Origin of the sequence: Cerasibacillus sp., assembly GCF_036516575.1 — a bacterium.
In the GTDB taxonomy this organism is placed as follows: domain Bacteria; phylum Bacillota; class Bacilli; order Bacillales; family Amphibacillaceae; genus Cerasibacillus.
Genome location: NZ_DATBTY010000024.1, coordinates 49127 through 68047, shown reverse-complemented (window position 1 = coordinate 68047; position 18921 = coordinate 49127). Strand labels below are relative to the sequence as shown.

Annotated in this window: 16 protein-coding genes, 1 pseudogene and 1 other annotated feature; of the genes and pseudogenes, 5 read left to right on the top strand and 12 right to left on the bottom strand. The window is 36.8% G+C overall.

Annotated features, from left to right (window positions below; translation table 11 throughout):
- The first annotated feature begins 262 nt into the window (after positions 1-262).
- Entirely contained in the window at positions 263-1552 is a 1290-nt protein-coding gene (locus VIG73_RS04235) for an NCS2 family permease (protein ID WP_331639285.1), read from the top strand.
- 158 nt (positions 1553-1710) lie between these two features.
- Positions 1711-1854, top strand: coding sequence for a hypothetical protein (locus VIG73_RS04230; RefSeq protein WP_331639283.1), 144 nt, complete (start codon positions 1711-1713; stop codon positions 1852-1854).
- A gap of 1485 nt (positions 1855-3339) precedes the next feature.
- Here VIG73_RS04230 and VIG73_RS04225 read toward each other — a convergent pair.
- Positions 3340-4032 (bottom strand): annotated as a pseudogene (locus tag VIG73_RS04225) (transposase); the annotation flags it as partial.
- A 555-nt stretch (positions 4033-4587) separates the two neighbouring features.
- On the opposite strand from VIG73_RS04225, the gene VIG73_RS04220 reads away from it, so the two are divergent.
- Both VIG73_RS04220 and VIG73_RS04215 read left to right on the top strand, forming a co-directional pair.
- Positions 4588-5652: a hypothetical protein gene (locus tag VIG73_RS04220; RefSeq protein WP_331639281.1), complete on the top strand. Its 1065-nt coding sequence runs from the start codon at positions 4588-4590 to the stop codon at positions 5650-5652.
- Between the two features lie 229 nt (positions 5653-5881).
- Positions 5882-6547 (top strand): hypothetical protein, encoded by a 666-nt coding sequence (locus tag VIG73_RS04215; protein WP_331639280.1) that lies wholly within the window; start codon positions 5882-5884, stop codon positions 6545-6547.
- Positions 6548-6782: 235 nt separating this feature from the next.
- Here VIG73_RS04215 and ilvA read toward each other — a convergent pair whose 3' ends face one another.
- The 8 genes from ilvA to VIG73_RS04175 form a co-directional block, all read right to left on the bottom strand.
- Positions 6783-7781 (bottom strand): threonine ammonia-lyase, encoded by a 999-nt coding sequence (gene ilvA, locus VIG73_RS04210; RefSeq protein WP_331639279.1) that lies wholly within the window; start codon positions 7779-7781, stop codon positions 6783-6785.
- Positions 7782-7801: 20 nt separating this feature from the next.
- Positions 7802-8794: a ketol-acid reductoisomerase gene (gene ilvC, locus VIG73_RS04205; RefSeq protein WP_331639278.1), complete on the bottom strand. Its 993-nt coding sequence runs from the start codon at positions 8792-8794 to the stop codon at positions 7802-7804.
- Between the two features lie 22 nt (positions 8795-8816).
- Positions 8817-9329 (bottom strand): acetolactate synthase small subunit, encoded by a 513-nt coding sequence (gene ilvN, locus VIG73_RS04200; RefSeq protein ID WP_331639277.1) that lies wholly within the window; start codon positions 9327-9329, stop codon positions 8817-8819.
- Positions 9326-11038 (bottom strand): acetolactate synthase large subunit, encoded by a 1713-nt coding sequence (gene ilvB, locus VIG73_RS04195; RefSeq protein WP_331639276.1) that lies wholly within the window; start codon positions 11036-11038, stop codon positions 9326-9328. Before ilvB ends, ilvN begins: the two co-directional genes overlap by 4 nt.
- 383 nt (positions 11039-11421) lie before the next feature.
- Complete coding sequence (gene ilvD, locus VIG73_RS04190; RefSeq protein WP_331639275.1) at positions 11422-13089, bottom strand: dihydroxy-acid dehydratase; 1668 nt, start codon at positions 13087-13089, stop codon at positions 11422-11424.
- Positions 13090-13121: 32 nt separating this feature from the next.
- Positions 13122-14009: a branched-chain-amino-acid transaminase gene (gene ilvE, locus VIG73_RS04185; RefSeq protein WP_331639274.1), complete on the bottom strand. Its 888-nt coding sequence runs from the start codon at positions 14007-14009 to the stop codon at positions 13122-13124.
- Positions 14010-14059: 50 nt separating this feature from the next.
- Positions 14060-14309: a binding site (T-box leader), on the bottom strand.
- A gap of 851 nt (positions 14310-15160) precedes the next feature.
- A complete protein-coding gene (locus VIG73_RS04180; protein WP_331639273.1) occupies positions 15161-15646 on the bottom strand; it encodes an NUDIX hydrolase in 486 nt (161 codons plus the stop codon).
- 156 nt (positions 15647-15802) lie between these two features.
- Positions 15803-16234, bottom strand: coding sequence for an NUDIX hydrolase (locus VIG73_RS04175; protein ID WP_331639272.1), 432 nt, complete (start codon positions 16232-16234; stop codon positions 15803-15805).
- A gap of 479 nt (positions 16235-16713) precedes the next feature.
- Between VIG73_RS04175 and VIG73_RS04170 the strand changes: the two genes are divergently transcribed.
- Positions 16714-17082: a tyrosine-type recombinase/integrase gene (locus VIG73_RS04170; protein ID WP_331639271.1), complete on the top strand. Its 369-nt coding sequence runs from the start codon at positions 16714-16716 to the stop codon at positions 17080-17082.
- A 68-nt stretch (positions 17083-17150) separates the two neighbouring features.
- Here the strand turns inward: VIG73_RS04170 and rpsI are convergent, their stop codons facing one another.
- The 3 genes from rpsI to truA form a co-directional block, all read right to left on the bottom strand.
- Positions 17151-17543 (bottom strand): 30S ribosomal protein S9, encoded by a 393-nt coding sequence (gene rpsI, locus VIG73_RS04165; RefSeq protein ID WP_331639270.1) that lies wholly within the window; start codon positions 17541-17543, stop codon positions 17151-17153.
- A gap of 19 nt (positions 17544-17562) precedes the next feature.
- Positions 17563-18000, bottom strand: coding sequence for a 50S ribosomal protein L13 (gene rplM, locus VIG73_RS04160; RefSeq protein WP_331639269.1), 438 nt, complete (start codon positions 17998-18000; stop codon positions 17563-17565).
- 157 nt (positions 18001-18157) lie between these two features.
- Positions 18158-18904 (bottom strand): tRNA pseudouridine(38-40) synthase TruA, encoded by a 747-nt coding sequence (gene truA / locus VIG73_RS04155; RefSeq protein ID WP_331639268.1) that lies wholly within the window; start codon positions 18902-18904, stop codon positions 18158-18160.
- Positions 18905-18921 lie beyond the last annotated feature (17 nt).

Sequence of the window (18921 nt, the reverse complement as noted above, 5' to 3'; positions counted from 1 at the left end):
TTTGAGGAGACATTCTTTTGGATACAAATTAAATAAGTAATCCCTTTATCACCTGCCAAGCACTCGAGGGATGACTTATTTTCTGTCGAGTAATAATAATACACAACTACCACCCCCAACGGGATCATTCGCTTTCCTTTATAAAGGACTAACTTGAAATACCCTCTATTTTCCGTTATGATATTCTCCGTGTTTATTAAATGAAATCATTCATATGATGCTTCATTATACTTTAAAGAATAAAACAGCAAAGGTGACATTCATGGACAACTTTTTTAAATTGACAGAATCTAATACTGACGTTAGAACGGAAGTACTCGCTGGTCTGACAACTTTCTTAACGATGGCATATATTGTCGTTGTCAATCCTGCCATTCTCTCAGCTGCAGGCGTTCCATTTGATCAAGTTTTTATTGCAACGATTGCATCAGCAGTTGTAGGGACATTAATCATGGCGTTTGGAGCTAATTATCCCATTGCGATTGCTCCTGGTATGGGGATGAATGCTTATTTCGTAAGTGTGGTTGCTACTCAAGGCGTTAGTTACCAAACTGTTTTTGGTACGGTCTTTCTAGCAGGAATTATTTTCCTACTACTGACGTTTACGAAGTTTCGCGAATTACTCATTGAATCGATTCCAGCTCCTTTAAAATTTGGAATCACAGCAGGAATAGGATTGTTCATTGCTTTCCTTGGTTTGAAAATGTCAGGAATCGTTGTGGCGAATCCTGATACATATGTTGCATTTGGCGATATGACGGACAAGCAAACCGTATTAGCTCTTATCGGCTTATCCATTACATTAATATTAGTCGCACGCAATATAAAAGGCGCTCTATTTATTGGGATGTTTATGACAGCGCTAATCGGCTACTTTATGGGCATGTTAAAAGTAGACGGTATTGCTTCGACACCACCCTCACCTGTCTTTTTTGATTTAGATATTGCCGGGGTGTTTTCACACTCTTTATATGCGGTCGTGTTCGCCTTTTTATTAGTTACAATCTTTGATACGACAGGAACGATGATCGGTGTTGCAGAGCAAGCAAATTTAATGAAGAATGGCCAACTACCTAAAGCAAAAGCCGCCCTTGCAGCTGATGCAGTAGCAACAACTGTAGGAGCAACACTTGGGTCTTCTCCATCAAGTGCATATGTCGAATCATCATCAGGTGTCGCTGTTGGAGGAAGAACAGGGTTAACATCACTCGTTGTCGCTATTCTTTTCTTAGTGACATTATTCTTTTCGCCGATTATTTCAGCGATTTCTTCATTACCGGCAATTACAGCTCCCGCATTAATCATTGTCGGCAGCTATATGATGTCAGGCTTAGTTCATATTAATTGGAAGGAATTTACGGATGCCTTTCCGACTTTCGCGATTATTTTAATGATGCCATTAACATCGAGCATCGCAACAGGTATTGCAGTCGGTTTTATTACTTATCCGCTTCTAAAATTGATCGCTGGAAAAGGCAAAGAAGTCCATCCTATTTTATATATTTTTGGCGTGATTTTTGTCTTACAAATGGTATTCTTTCCGGGACATTAAATACTTGAGATATAACAGCCCCTTTCAAAAATTGAAAGCTTGGGCTGTTTTTTTGTTTATTTTATAAAACAACTTGCCTTTTGATAAAAAACATTTTTTCTAGAAATCCACTTCCTAGATGATGGATGTGGGTAAAATGAATAGAGAAAGGGTTTTATATGACTATTTTCTTGAATGGAAAACCGAACATGATTTCAATCAATGAAAATCGCGTTCTACTGTATCGTTCTGGTGGCTATAAAGTTGTCAATGGACCAATCGATATGGATTGGGTTGAAAAGTGTCATGAGAAACATCGGTAGTTTCTTAGTGATATTTCTCATTGGTATGCTTATTTAACATGTTTATTTTATGAATAAAATGAGGTATACTATAATTAGAAATCCATATCATAATAAAGACCGCCCATGCAGTCACATAGGACGGTCATCAACAGACCGAACCCTGACAAGAGGGGTAGGCGCTGTAAGAGAAAATAATCCCTCACTTACCTGCTAAAGTGCATGAGGGATTATTTTTTGTTTCTATCGGACATGATGAATGCTATTAACATGCCGAATGAAATCATCAGCGTCAACACATTTTCCATATCCATAAGGCAACACCTCCTTTCTCGGAAAGTACCCGAAAAAGGTGATTCGGCGCGCCATCCCTCATGCGAAGCCGATCTATTGTATGGTTAGTATAACATAAGAACTATAGCTAACTAAGATAGATAATATCTAATATAGAAGTTAGAACGGAAATACTTGCTGGTGTGACAACATTCTTAACGATGGCATATATTGTCGTTGGCAACCCGGACAAAGATTATTCAATCGTAAATACCAAATATAAACTCTTAACCTTTCAAAATGATGTATATTGAAAATCATAAGTTACGATATTCCCTAACCACTCCACTGAATCATTAAAAATCAATTGTAGATCAATTAGATCACTCTTTCCTAAAACCTATTCAACATAATGACCCGTTTACTGAATAACCATTAATATCCAACACCATATTATCAATATACTGAAGAGAATAACAAAAGTCTGTGTTCATTTTATTTATCAATAACTACATCCATAGATTTTTTATGTAAAAACCCTCTCCCACCATAGTGAGAAAGGGTTTTTTAAACGAATAATATAAAAGTAACGTTTTGAGTTTTATCAAACTTTGATTTGTAGATAGACAATTGTAACTGCTAGAATAGAATCAACAGTTGGAGGTGCGGATGTTTTCTTGGACCATTAATAGGTCCTCTGGATTAATTCTTGAATTAGCCTACTTGTAAACAGATTCTCAACGACTGCAATAATTGGGTAAGCGCTTTTTTACTTATACCATTGATTTGCATAAGATCGGCCAGGCTGTGATCTTTTATATAAACGGATAAGTGTATTCTTGGCCATGCAATGTTCCTTTATTTTGGATTTGGGCAGGAAACAACCTGTACTTCCATTGTAAAGGATTTTTTTGTATGGACATTAGTCTATTGAATATTTTTGGTGTTTTATGTTAAATGATCCAATTAATGAAATGCCAGTGAATTTTGTCTTTTTAGAACTATTTTTGTCGAAAGTATTGTGTTGCTTTTATAAGTGTTTTATATTAAAAGTAAACTTTAAAGCAAAGGAGGATAGTAATTTATTTTATAACCTTTTAATTTAGACCTGCGGTAATATGTCAAGATAAAAATAAAGATTTGATTATCATGGTTCAAATTGCTTAAAAAAGGCGAACTCTAAGTTAGAGCAGTAATAAAATGGGAATTATCTAAAGGGATTTTTGAGGCTAGTTATGCTTCATTAATAACGATCCTTTTTGGCGTATAGATTTGGTTTTTACGTAATAGTGCATCCCACCAAACGCACAAATTTTTTTGCGGTTAAGACAAGGACTCTTTTATATTGAAGCTTAGGTACTTCATGGTACTTTTCAGTGTTGTAATTACGATATTCGGGAATGTGTTTTCTTACCGAGTTGGCGGCTTCAACGAGGTAATATCTGAGATACTGATTCCCATTTCGTGATAACGAAATATCTCTGCAGTAAAACGACCCAACTGATTGTTACGCCCATAAAGACCCGCATATTTTGCAATTTTCCCTTCGCTAAAAAAGAGTTCAATTTGGACAATATCGGCGATAATCCCAGCTGTGAAAACGGGTCCTATGCCAGGAACTGTTTGTATGGTTTGTGGAACAGCTTTTAAGATTCTTTCAATCGATTTATCTAGCTCTTTAATCTGTCTTTCAAATGTAAGAATCATTGTAATGGATATGCCAAGAATCGTATCGATGGAATCTTCTACTACTTTCTTTAAATAAGAAGAGCGAATAGCCTTTTAAATGGATTTAGTCACATATTCTAGATTTGGAAATCGGTTCTCCCTTTCGATTGAAAGGTAAATCACTAAATCTTCCAAGGGTGTTTCTGCTAGCTCATCTAAGCTGTAGTTTTCGAGAAATAAATCCATCATCGCTTTGCCCGAATACTAGAATCATTGGAACAAATGTGGCGCGCTCTGAAATATCCCTAGTGTGAACGCCGATCAACAGCCTTGTGTATGAGTACTATCCTTGTATCGAAAGCCACCCCAGAGCTACTACCATCTATATTCGAATATCAAGGTGTGCAGCCTGCGTGTAATGAAGATCGAAACGCACATTGGAAAACAGTCTTAATTATGCGATTATGTCCGCAAGGAAAGTAAATATTGTCCCAAATGATTCTAAGATCATTATCTATGAACATTACGGAACGTCCAAGACATTTGACATATTATTTAAAACATTTACCAATTCATGAATTTGTCCAAACCAAGTTACTTGGAACAGAAGGCGGCGACTCTGCGGAAAAAGCATGAGTATTGAAACCCTGCAACGAGCATTTATTGCGAGTGGGAAGGCTCAAGAAGTCCTAAAGAAAGCGTCCGTCTGCAATGAAAAGTAACGGTTGTACTAGCAGATACAATTTTTATGAATAAGGCAGGTTTAAAAGGAAAAAAATAACGCCTAAACATACTATACGAGGAGGATATTGTATGAAAGAGTTAAAGAGAGTGTCAATAACAATAGTTTTAGTTTTATTCATTAGTCCATTAGCAGCTTTTGCGAATAGTAACTCATCTATTAATAATAGTAATGAACTTTATGTTTCTGAAATGGATGTTGAAACCAATTCCATAAAAAATACAATTATTAAGGTATTAGGAAAATTATTGATAAATGTCGTCGGTAATAAACCATTGGGTAATAATCCTGGTCGTGTAGTTGACCATGGCCATTCATATTATGTTACTCATAAAAATGTTAAATTTAATAGTGGTAGTATAAAAACTACTGTCCGTAAAAACCTTACCACTTATGGTCAAGACATCATCAGAGCTTTCATGCAAAAAAACCAGTTATTTGCTAGTAAAGCATTTATCCATATTTATAATGGTGGCAGAGATCCAGTAAGAAATAGATCGGTGAGTAGTGGACAAGTTGTAGAATATAAAATCCCTGGAGGTTATAATTCTAAATATAACAATTACTATATCCATTACGGTTCTTCATATAGTGATAACTGGTATCCTAGAATGTGGTACATACGTTCAAGTGAACCATGCATCCCTTGTTTACCCACATCATCTAGTAATGCAGAAGATAGTAATCTAGTTATGAAAGACAACCAGATATATATAAAGCAAACGATTATTAGTGCTACTGATAAAACCTCACGAAATGAAATAGACAAATTTACAATGAACGATTTATTTACAGAGTTTTACAATGTTAGTACAGAAGAACTGTCTAACCAAACAAAAACACTATCACCTGGTAATGATGTTATTATGGTAGATAGAATAATGGATTTATATTATCACGAAGACGACAATTACACAGAATTGAAATTCCATTCTACCTATTCAGATCCAGAGTATCATATAATTAGATTTAAAGGAGATTTAACGAACGATTATGATGCTGGTGAGTTATTAAAGTTAAAGTTTAAACTGGTTAAAACTGCTAAAATAAACGGAAACACTTTTGTTGATCTTGATTATAATTTACATGTTGATAAAACGGGTGAGTTCCCTAAAATCGATTCTTTTATGAAATAAAAACCTTTTCTTTTGATGAAATACCAATTTAAATAATAATATGGGATGTAAATTACTCTGCATTTTACATCCCCATTTAGCGAATAAAATAATTAATTGCTAATTAATGTATTTTTATCCTGAGAAGTAGCAGCTCAATTAATCTAATTTTTCCGATATATAATTCCTTATATTATTATAAGCATTAAATTTGATTGAATAAGACTAATATTTAAAGTAGGTGGACCAAATGGCTAAAATGAGATGGTTATACTGGATCTTCTTTATCACTCTATTATCTATAATTTCATATATATATCGTTTTTTTATTTATGAATTTATTTATAAGCGAATAACACCAACTTGGGTTGCTATCACTGACTTTATGGCTGTGCTAATTTACTTCATCGCTATTATTCCACTAACGGCTTTTTTATCAGAAAAATTAGCTACATACGCTCAAAGTAAGGAGCTCAAGAATAGCAAAAGCTTTAAACTTTTTATGATTGTTATGATGGCTATCCCCATTACATTATTTTCCGCCAAAATAATGAATGAATATAAAGAAAAAAACTTAGATGATGTCATCAACTATCAATCAACTGCATTTAATGATTTTGAATTTAAGTTTATTGGTGATCACTATGATGAATGGAAAACGAATGAACAAGAAACAGTGGAAGAACTCATAGAATTTTTAAGTGAATATCGCGTTAAAAAAATGAAAGATGACGAATGGGATAGCGATGTTTCACAAGATAAAGGGTTTTACATGACTATTTTCTTGGATGGAAAACCGAACATGATTTCAATCTATGAAGATCGCGTTCTACTGTATCGTTCTGGTGGCTATAAAGTTGTCAATGGACCAATCGATATGGATTGGGTTGAAAAGTATCATGAGAAACATCGGTAGTTTCTTAGTGATATTTCTCATTGGTATGCTTATTTAACATGTTTATTTTATGAATAAAATGAGGGATTCTATAATTAGAAATTCATATCATAATAAAGACCGCCCATGCAGTCACATAGGGCGGTCATCAACAGACCGAACCCCGTCAAGAGGGGTAGGCGCTATAAGAGAAAATAATCCCTCACTTACCTATTTAAGTGCATGAGGGATTATTTTTTTGTTTCTATCGGGCTTACTATATAATATTTCCCATAGCCCCTTCTGCTAGTTCCCTATACTTCATAAATTGAATGGAATCAGCATTTCCACCACTTATAACACAACCAATATTTTTTCCATTGGTTATAATTTTTTTATATAGAACTGCCGCTAGCGCCGCCGCACCAGCACCTTCTACAAGCATTTTCTCTCTTTCTAACATAAACATAATTGTATATGCAATTTCTTCATCAGATACCGTAACCATTTCATCGACATATTTTTGTATTAGCGGGTAGGTTTTTTGCCCTGGCTCTTTTACCAATATTCCATCGGCAATTGTCCCCACTCGTTCTGTTCCCTTATAATGAATTCCATGGAACTTCTTATAGGTAGCGGAAGCCCCCTCTGCCTGGACACCTACAATTTTAATCCTTGGATTGATTGCCTTGGCAGCGACAGCCATTCCAGAAATTAGACCTCCACCCCCAACAGAAACGAAAATCATATCCAATTGACTATTTTGCTGAAGCATTTCTAACGCTATCGTTCCTTGCCCAGCCATGACCCTATAATCATCAAAAGCATGGACGTACGTACTCCCTGCTTTTTCCACTTCCTCTAATGCTTGGCTGTATGATTCCTGGTACGTGTCTCCAACTAATATTGCTTCTGCACCATATTGTCTAGTGGCTGACACTTTTGATAAAGGTGTATGCTTTGGCATAAATATTTTGGATGGCACTCCACGTAATGAGCAGGCTAAGGCAATACCCTGTGCATGATTTCCTGCAGACGCTGCAAATATCCCCTTCTTAGCTTCATCTTCAGGTAATGATAAGACCTTGTTTAACGCACCTCGAATTTTAAAAGAACCAGTCTTCTGCAAATTCTCTAACTTCAAGAATACATCTGACCCCGTTATTCTATTTAATGTTGTACTTTGCTTTAATGGGGTACGGTGTACTAATTCAATCAAGTTTCCCATTGCTTTTACTACATGTTTACTCGTTAACAAATCCCCAATAGGATTCACCTCTCTTTTCCTGCAAATTATTATTTAGGTTGAATAAATGGCATCATTTGTCGAAGTTCTTTTCCTACTACTTCAATTGGATGTTGTTTTTCACGATTGTTAATCGAATTAAATTCCGCTCGGTTGGCTTGATTTTCTAAAATCCACCCTTTAGCAAACTTACCCGATTGAATATCTACTAGAACCTCCTTCATTCTTTCTTTTGTTTCGGCATTGATAACCCTTGGACCGGACACAAAATCTCCCCATTGAGCAGTGTCTGAGATGGAATATCTCATCCCCGCAATTCCTTTTTCATACATAAGGTCAACAATTAACTTCAGCTCATGTAGACATTCGAAATAAGCGACCTCCTTTTGGTATCCTGCCTCTACAAGTGTCTCGAATCCTGCTTTGACAAGTGACGTTAAACCACCACAAAGTACTGCCTGCTCTCCAAAAAGATCCGTCTCAGTTTCCTCTTGAAAAGTCGTTTCCAAAATTCCTGCTCTTCCAGCCCCAATTCCTTTAGAATAAGCTAAGGCAAGTTCTTTCGCTTTTCCTGTTACATCTTGATACACCCCAAATAAGGCAGGAACTCCAGCACCCTCTTCAAAGGTTCTTCTTACCAAATGACCAGGTCCTTTTGGTGCTACTAAAAATACATCTACGTTCTCGGGAGGTACTATCTGATGAAAATGAACATTAAAACCATGAGCAAAGGCTAATGCCTTTCCAGCAGTCAAGTAAGGTTTTACTTCCTTTTCAAAAACAAAAGCTTGATATTCATCTGGTAAAAGGACCATTACGAGATCTGCTTTTTGACATGCATCCTTAACCGATAACACCTTAAACCCATCTTTCTCAGCTTGCTGCCATGATTTTCCTTGACGTAATCCAACGACCACTTCATAGCCACTATCCCGTAAGTTTTGTGCATGGGCATGGCCTTGTGAGCCATAACCTAAAATCGCGACAGTCTTTCTCTTCATTACATCCTCATTCACATCGTCATTATAATAAACTTTAATCATCTTGTATTCCCCTTTATCTCATTTATTTTAATCCGATTTGTTGAATTTTTTTTACTCTTCCTTCACTAGTGGATGCAGCGATCCCTGTACGTGTAATTTCCTTTATCCCATAAGGACTCAAAAGGTCAATCATCGCCTCAATTTTGGATATACCACCTGTAACCTGAACAGTTAAGCTGTCCCTACTAACATCAATGACGGAAGCTCGAAATGGTTCAATAATTCCATTTATTTCAACTCTCGTTAGTCCATTACTAACAACTTTTATGAGGGCAAGTTCTTTTATAATTGCCCTTTCATTCGACAGATCTGATACTTGTAGTACATCAACCTGCTTACTTATTTGTTTCAACAATGTCTCTAGCCTCTTGTCGTCCCTCACTCTTATTAAAAAGGTCATTCTTGAAACGCCTTCTTTCTCAGTGGGTCCTACAGACATGCTTTCAATATTAATTTGACGCTTAGTTAACATCCCTGTAAGCCTTAATAATACCCCAGTTTGGTTAAGGACTAGAACGGACACTATCCGCATCATATTGGTTTCACTCCAATCATTTCATGTAACCCTTTTCCGGGGGCTACCATTGGGTATACGTTTTCGCCCGGGTTCACACAACAATCAATGACAACAGGCTCTGAACTATTTAATACTTTTGGAAAAATTTTTTCCGCTTGCTCTTTCGTCTTAACTCTTACTGCTTTTATCCCATACGATTCTGCCAGTTTTAGAAAATCCGGTTGAAGCGAGAGAATTGATTGTGAATACCGTTTTTCATAAAATGTCTCTTGCCATTGACGGACCATTCCTAATGAACCATTATTTACGATAAAAACCTTTATAGGAAGATCGAGCTCTTTTAATAAAATCAGTTCCTGCAACGTCATTTGGAATCCACCATCGCCAACAATTGATACTACTGTTGTATCTGGTTCAGCTAGCTGAGCACCAATCGCTGCGGGAAATCCGAACCCCATCGTACCTAGGCCACCCGAAGTTACCCAACGATTCGGTTGGTTAAAGGTATAATATTGTGCCGCCCACATTTGATGTTGCCCTACGTCTGTAGTGACAATAGCCTTACCACTTGTATGATGATGTATCAATTCCATTAACTGTTGAGGTGGTAAGAACTCATCCGATTTGTTATACCAAAAAGGATGTTGCTGTTTGTATTTCTTTAAATGTAGTAGCCATTCTGATGTATCAGGCTTCTGCTCGATTTGACTCAATAGCTCCTCTAAGGCAAATCTTGCATCACCTAAGATCGGATAATGTGTTTCAACATTTTTGCCAATTTCCGCTGGATCAATATCAATATGGGCCACCTTTGCATTGGGTGCAAAATGTTTCAATTCCCCTGTAAGGCGATCATCAAACCTAGCACCTATATTTATTAATAAATCGCATTCATAAAGGGCCATATTCGCAGCAAAACAACCGTGCATTCCAGCCATTCCTATAAACAAACGTTCCTTAGCAGGAAACCCCCCAAGTCCTAAAAGCGTATGGACAACAGGAATATGATTGTTTTTGGCAAACCTCTCCAAAGCAACGGTCGCTTTAGAGAATAGCACCCCTGCTCCCGCTAAAATAACAGGTTTTTTTGAATTTCTAAGAGCACTTACTAATCGTTGTACTTCCAATGGATTAGGTTTTAGCTTTGGTTCATACCCCGGAAGGTTCACTTCTTCCTCCTGAAGTGGTGGAGTAAGCTCTGCTGCAATATTTTTTGGAATGTCCACCAACACAGGTCCTGGTCTTCCTGTGGTTGCGATATGAAATGCCTCTTTTACCACTCTTGGTAACTCTTCTATACTTTTTATTTGATAATTTTGTTTTGTAATTGGTGTCGTCATTCCTACTACATCTGCCTCCTGAAATGCATCTGTACCAATTACATGAGAAGCAACCTGCCCCGTGAAAACAACCATTGGTAACGAATCCATCATTGCATCTGCAATGCCAGTCATTACATTAGTTGCTCCGGGTCCTGAGGTTGCAATAACTACGCCTGGTTTACCAGATACACGAGCATAACCTTCTGCGGCATGAATAGCTCCCTGCTCATGACGTGCTAAAACATGATCGATTGGAGATTTGTATAGTGCATCATATAGCCCCAAGACGGCCCCACCAGGATACCCAAACAACATTTCTACACCCTCGTTTTTTAAAGCTTGGATGAATAAATCTGCCCCATTTATTTGAACGCTCTCAAGCTGAGCGGATTTATTAGCTTCCATCTGATTGTCTCCTTTTGTATTAGTTTTTTCCCTGAAATAGCGAGATAAAGAAATATAAAAAAAGCCCTCTCACCCTACTACAGAATAATATGTCATTCTATAGGGGCGAAAAGGCTTCAATCTTTTCACGGTACCACCCTCATTCGTAATATTTCTTACAAAATATTACCTTACGAAGCAGTTTACAGACCAATTCTAGGTAAAAACAATATCCTGCCTCATTTTTGGTAACGAGTATCGGTTTTACTCGGATGTTCTTACTTCCAGTTCGGAACATCACTCAGAGGGGATGAAAGATCTGGGCGTATTACTGGCTTCCAGCACAACCAGCTCTCTGTAAATACGGGATCCAAATCTTAAGCCTCGTCAACGAATTAACTTATTTAAATTTTTAATACTCCGCCAGTACTGGCAGAAGTAACTAACTTAGAATATCGGGCTAAATACCCATTTTTAATCTTCGGAGGTGGTTGATTCCAATTCTTCCTTCGCTCCTTTAACTCTTCATCAGAAACAAGAACAGCTATTGTCCGGTTCGTTAAATCAATAAAGATTGAATCACCATTTTCAACAAAAGCAATCGGTCCTCCTGCAGCTGCTTCCGGTGAAATATGACCGATTGATATTCCTCTCGATGCTCCAGAAAACCTTCCATCCGTTATGAGTGCTACCTCTTTATCAAGGCCTCTTCCAGCAATGGCAGCTGTTGGTGCTAGCATTTCTGGCATACCAGGACCTCCTTTTGGCCCCTCATAGCGAATGACTACCACATGACCTGGCTTCACTTCTCCACTTTCAATTCCCGCTAAGGCAGCATCCTGAGATTCATAAACTATCGCTACCCCAGTGAACGTCTTAATGGAGGGATCAACCGCACCTACCTTAATGACACATCCATCTGGAGCAACATTTCCAAATAAGACAGAAAGGCCACCAACAGGACTATATGCATTTTCTTTTCGCCGTATGACTTGATCATTTAAAATTTCTGCATTCTTAACATTTTCATAGACTGATTTTCCTGTTACTGTGATGCGATCCTTATGAATAACTCCGTCTATTTTGCAAAGCTCATTTATAATTGCACTTACGCCACCAGCGTTATTAACATCCTCCATCGAATAGTCAGAGGCAGGGCTGATTTTAGATAAATAAGGGGTTCTCTTTGCCACTTCATTAATTCGCCGTAAGTCATAATCAATTTCTGCCTCATGCGCGATAGCCAACGTATGAAGAACTGTGTTAGTTGATCCCCCCATTGCCATGTCAAGGGCGAATGCATCATCTATCGCCTCTTTCGTAACAATATCTCGTGGCTTTATATCCTTTTTAATCATCTCCACTAGGTGGTGTGCGGCATCATAGATTAACTTGTATCGATCCTTTGAAGTTGCTACAGTTGTTGCATTTCCTGGAACAGTTAATCCAAGTATTTCCATCAAAGAGTTCATGGAATTTGCGGTAAACATTCCTGAACAAGAACCACAAGTTGGACAAGCATTAGCTTCTATATCCAATAACTCCTCATATGACATCTTTCCGGATTGGTAAGCACCTACTCCCTCAAAGACAGATGCTAATGATAAGGGCTTACCACTACTTGAAACACCAGCTTCCATTGGACCACCCGAAACAAAAACAGAAGGGACATTGGTTCGAACAGCTGCCATTAACATTCCCGGCGTAATTTTGTCACAATTAGGAATATAGAAGACCCCATCAAACCAGTGTGCATTAATCACCGTTTCCGCTGAATCAGCAATTAACTCTCTGCTAGGCAACGAATATCTCATTCCAATATGCCCCATAGCAATTCCGTCATCAACTCCGATCGTGTTGAACTCAAAGGGAATTCCACCTGCTGCTCGAATCGCCTCTTTTACTACAACAGCAAATTTATTAAGATGCATATGACCGGGGATGATTTCAATGTAAGAGTTACAGACACCGATAAATGGCTTATCTAAGTCCTTTGTTTTTACCCCTGTTGCATATAACAAACTCCGATGTGGTGCTCGGTCAATTCCTTTTTTTATCATGTCACTTCGCATGCTTTCCCCCCCTTTTTTTATCTGTCATCTAGCTACTGAAATGCATACACTTCAACACCATCTGTGGAGACAGTTTTCCTAAATTCCCTGAGAAGCTTATTTGTATAAAATCCTGGTTTGCCATCTCCTATTATTCTTCCATCTACTTTCACAACAGCAATAATCTCAGCTGCTGTTCCAGTTAAAAACACCTCATCCGCGGTGTAAACATCGTGTCTAGTGAATACTTCCTCTTTCATGGTGAAGCCTAATTTAGTTGCTATTTCCATAACGGCATTTCTTGTAATTCCTTCAAGCGCACCAACATAACCAGGCGGTGTAAGAATTTCATCGTTTTTTACGATAAAAACATTATCCGCTGACCCTTCCGCTACATAGCCCTGGTCATTTAACATGAGTGCCTCACTTACTCCCGCTAAATTGGCCTCGATCTTTACTAAAATGTTATTTAAGTAGTTCATCGATTTTACCTTTGGCGATAAAACATCGGAGCGATTTCTTCTTGTTGCCACAGACATAATCTCGATTCCCGTTTTGTATAATTCCTTTGGAAATATGGCTAGGTCCTCTGCAATGACAATAACTTGTGGCTGTTTACAAGTCCTTGGATCAATCCCCAAACTTCCAACTCCACGCGAAACAACGACACGGATATAACCACTTTGAAGCTCATTTTTCCTTAATGTTTCGACGATTACATCACTCATTTCCTGCTTCGAGTAAGGAATATCTAGCATAATTGACTTTGCAGAATCATACAGTCGATCAACATGTTCCTCCAGACGGAAAACAACGCCATCGTACAATCTAATACCTTCAAACACTCCGTCTCCATAAAGAAATCCATGATCATACACAGATACAACAGCGTCTTCTTTTTTGACAAATTCGCCATTTAAATAAATCCATTGTCCCTTCATACTTACACCCCTTTTATAGTTATTTGAAAACACAAAAAACTCGTCCCTAAATAAGGGACGAGTTGACTCGCGATACCACCCTAGTTCAACTTATGTATAAAAAATACACAAGAGGCACTTACTTAACGTACTATCATACGTGTTCCTTGGTAACGGTGGACCACCCGGTAATCCTTACTAAAGTTTCAGGATTACATCTCAGAGATGATTTTCAGACAAGTTCTGGACATCGGCTCGCACCATATACCGATTCTCTGTAGAACAGGGCGCTTATCTTACTCTTCTCGTCATCAATTTTGGTTTCCAATTTTGTTAATAGAAACTATAGCAAACCATTTCTAATTTGTCAACATTATTTTAAAATTTTATTTAAGTTAATTACTTCAATTTAAGACTAAAACTGAAAATTTCAGGAGAAAATCTTGTAGTTTTTGTGTCATATAAGGTCAAGTGCTATATGCTTTAAGAAAGTTTGGTACACGAAGGATTACACTGTATATTTTAAGCTCATTTTAGTCATTGCAAAGGATAGAACTGTGTATGAAATAATTTACTGACCAGGATGAGAGCTGGTCATAATGTGGTCACGGGCTATGTTAAGCATATAAAAAGACCCTTTCCACCGAAGTGAAAAGAGTCTTTGAAACGTATATATTAACGTCTTGAAAAATATACAGATAAATTCTAAGTGTATTAAATACATTGTAATCCATTTATATCAACGTTTTAGGAATTGTTATATGGATGAAAATGTATAAAAGAGGATTGAAAATGACAAACTTGAACCAATTTGAACCAACATGATAGATGTTAATTGAATACAATACTAATTATTATTTTATATCTGACCATAACTTTTATATTAGCTTCAATAGACTTATATCATGAAGTCGTCACTGTTTCGTCACTGAAAATGGAGAACAGTTACATACATTTTAAAAAGTTTCTCCCGATTTCAACTTAAACTGTATTTGGCATTTAATTCATGTATGGAATGGCAGTATATTTCTTAGATATATTAAGACCTTTAACATACTGTCTGCATATAAAATGGAGTATATTTATGGTCTTTTGATTATGGAGCTTATTCAAGAAAAGCACCAGTTTGTTGAATACTGATGAGTATAAAATGTAATAGTTAATTCATTATTTTATATATTTCTCTTAAATTTTAATTCAAACTGTGGCTTAGTTATATAGTCCATATAATGGACACTTCCTTTATAATCTAAATATGCTTGATAGCGTGTACGCAATGCGGGTGCTAAAACCATATTTAGAACTTCCCCTTTACTAACCCAGCGACTGTCTGATGTTTCATCCGATGATGTCAATTCCCCACCTATAGGTTCACATACAAAATCAAACATAACTTTTGTCGGTACTATCTTTACTCCGCTATGCCCCTCATATGTAGCTGTATTAGAGAAAACCCCTACCAAGTGAGATACTTTAACATCAATTCCACTTTCCTCTTTAACTTCTCTAATTACCCCATCTATTAAATTTTCCCCTACCTCTACTTGACCTCCTGGAAATACCCAATGACCATCTCGACGGATTTTTACTAATAATATTTCACCTTTGGCATTTTCAACAAATCCCCCTACAGCAACAATATGTACTGGCATTTGCATTGTATATCCCTCCATTAAAATATGGTTTTCTTCCAAACCTGACCAATTAGAATAATCAGAACCTTTATTGTGAAAAATGAAAGATATTCATTACTATAACCATATTGAATTTTTTACCATTTAAGTTTTATGCAATATACCTAATTCCCTTGAGAACTAAAATTCTATATAAAATGGGTGTTTACTATAATCAAGGCAGTATTCAATTCTTTCTCTAAAATTTCCAATAGTCACCATTTCTAAGGCTTGTTCAATAGGGAAAAAATCTACTTCCAAACTTTCTGATGAAGTTGTAAATTTACCTCCAACAGGTTTTGCTAAAAAGAGGGTATTACAAATCGATTTCTTTACATTTTGAAATATGCCACAAAACCTTATAATTTCTATATCTATCCCTGTTTCCTCTTTTGTTTCCCTGATTGCACCATCTTTTAATGATTCTCCTACTTCAACTATTCCACCTGGCATCTCCCAACCTCTTATAGGTCCCTTGATTAATAAAATTTCATTTTTATCATTAATTACAACAGTTGCCGCTGACACAAAATGTTTTGGTGGTGTGTATGTATTCGGTGTTCCTTGTACCAATGAAAATACCTCCTATTAAATATTTGTTTAAACATCTTTATAATAACATTAATAATCCCTTTATTTATCGGAAATATTAAATTTTTTCCACTCTATCATTTAGAAATAACCTTCGTAAAATTGAGGGTTAAATTTATAGAAACCTCAAGCACTGCACTTTTAATTAAAATATAATATTTATCGATTCAAATATTCACTATTATTCTACTCTACTACCCCCGTTCGTTGAACAAAATTTGGGATATATATTGAAATAAAATATCTTAATATGCAATGAATCCATATTCTAATAATACATTAACCCTAATAACCATACTACCGGGTTCTTCTTTAAATAAATACATCTTTACGTGATGCATATGCTCGTGGTTATATTGCAAATGATTTTGCTCGAACTCGTGGAAAACTACTAGCAATACGCCCAGAGAGTCTTTATGAATACGGAATAAAAGTTAGACATTCAATCAGTCCTACTTCTGATGACTGATGACACTTCGTTAAAGACACAAAATGCAAAACGCGATGTTTCTATTAACAAAGAAGTATATGAACTCATTCGTAAAATTCCTGTTAAAGAAAATGGTTATATTTTTAGTTTTGGAGGATTTAAGCAGTCCGATCAATTAGCCGAGTTATTGAAGAAATTAGATATTAAGAAAACAACGTTTCACGGTTTAAGAGACACTCATGCATCATTTCTATTTTCTCAAGACATAGATATTGCATATGTATCCAAACGATTAGGACACATAAATATACAAACAACACAGAATTATTATCTGGAATTAATGCCAGAAAAAAAGCACCAGCAAGATGCTGATGCTTTAAATCTGTTAAGTTCTTTATGAGGTTCAAGCTGATTTAAACCAACTTGAACCAAAAAAGCTCTGCAAACATTGATATATCAATGTTTCTATTAACGTTTTGAGAACTGTGGTGCACGACGAGCGCCGCGAAGTCCGTATTTCTTACGTTCTTTCATGCGTGCGTCACGTGTTAGGAATCCTTCACGTTTTAGTACTGTACGGAATTCTGGGTTTGCTTCTAGAAGTGCACGAGAGATTCCGTGGCGGATTGCTCCAGCTTGGCCAGTGAAACCTCCACCATGAACGTTAACTAAAACGTCGTATGTGCCTTGTGTTTCTGTCGCTACTAATGGTTGGTTCATAATAAGTAGCTGTGTTTCATATGGAAAATAATCTTTTGCTTCACGATCATTAATGACGATACGGCCAGTTCCAGGAACTAAACGTACACGTGCAGTTGATTTCTTACGACGACCTGTGCCATAGTATTGTACTTGTGCCAATTGATTTACCTCCCTTTAATTATCCACGAAGCTCGTAAACTTCTGGTTTTTGTGCTTCTTGATTATGTTCAGAACCCTTATAGACGAATAATTTCTTACCCATCTTACGGCCAAGTTTACCTTTTGGTAACATACCTTTTACCGCTTGTTCAATCATTCTTTCTGGGAACTTTTCACGCATTTCAGCCGCTGTACGCTCTTTAAGACCACCAGCATAGCCAGAATGACGATAATAAATCTTATCTGTTTCTTTGTTACCAGTAAGTTCTACTTTTTCAGCATTAATTACAATCACATAGTCACCTGTATCAGCATGTGGTGTGTATGTTGGTTTATGCTTACCGCGAAGAATATGAGCTACTTCACTCGCTAAACGTCCAAGACGCTTGCCTTCTGCATCTACAAGCAACCATTTGCGTTCAATATTATTTTCATTTGCCATAAATGTTGTACGCATCATGTTTCCCTCCAATTTCAAACTCGTTTCAAAAAGTTATTCCTATCATTAACATAATTAGTTTCGGGGCTAATCATGGTATTAGAAATAAAACGCCATAAAAAATTATATAACAAAACAAAGGATGATGTCAAGAAATTATCGTCTTTTCCTCATTTTAATCAGAATATGTGACATTCCATAAATACAACCCCTGTGGAGGAGCTGTCTTGCCACTTTGCTGACGGTCCTGTTGTTCAAGTAACCCTTTTATATTCACTGGTTCCCGTTTCCCTTGACCGACCTCTAATAATGTTCCCACTAAGATGCGCACCATATGATATAAAAAACCATTGCCACGAAAAACAAACATAATTTCGGAGCCTTTTTGTATGCAAGACGCTTCATAGAGTGTACGGACTTTACTTCCTTTAGCTGTGGATTTAGCAGAAGAAAAGGCAGTAAAATCATGCTCACCTTCTAAATATTGACATGCTTCTTGCATTTTATCAATATCTAATGCATATGGAAATTGATAGACATAATGACGGCGGAATAGATTCGGCTCTTTATCATTTAATACGATATAACGATATTCTTTTTCAATCGCTGAAAAACGGGCGTGAAAGGACGACGAAGCTATTTGAGCTTCTTTCACATATACATCTTCTGGCAACAAGGCATTAAGTGCCTTTTTCCAACTGTCCTCATTCATTTTAATCGGTGTGTCATAATGAATCGTTTGCCGAATCGCATGTACCCCCCGATCGGTCCGACCAGAAGGATAGATTCGAATGCCTTGTCCTTTATGAATTCGCTTAAGTGCCTTTTCAATTTCACCTTGGACTGTTCTTTTTAAAGGTTGGACTTGGAATCCAGAAAAGTTGGTCCCGTCATAACTGACGATACATTTCACCTTATTCATAAGTGGATCGGCCTTTC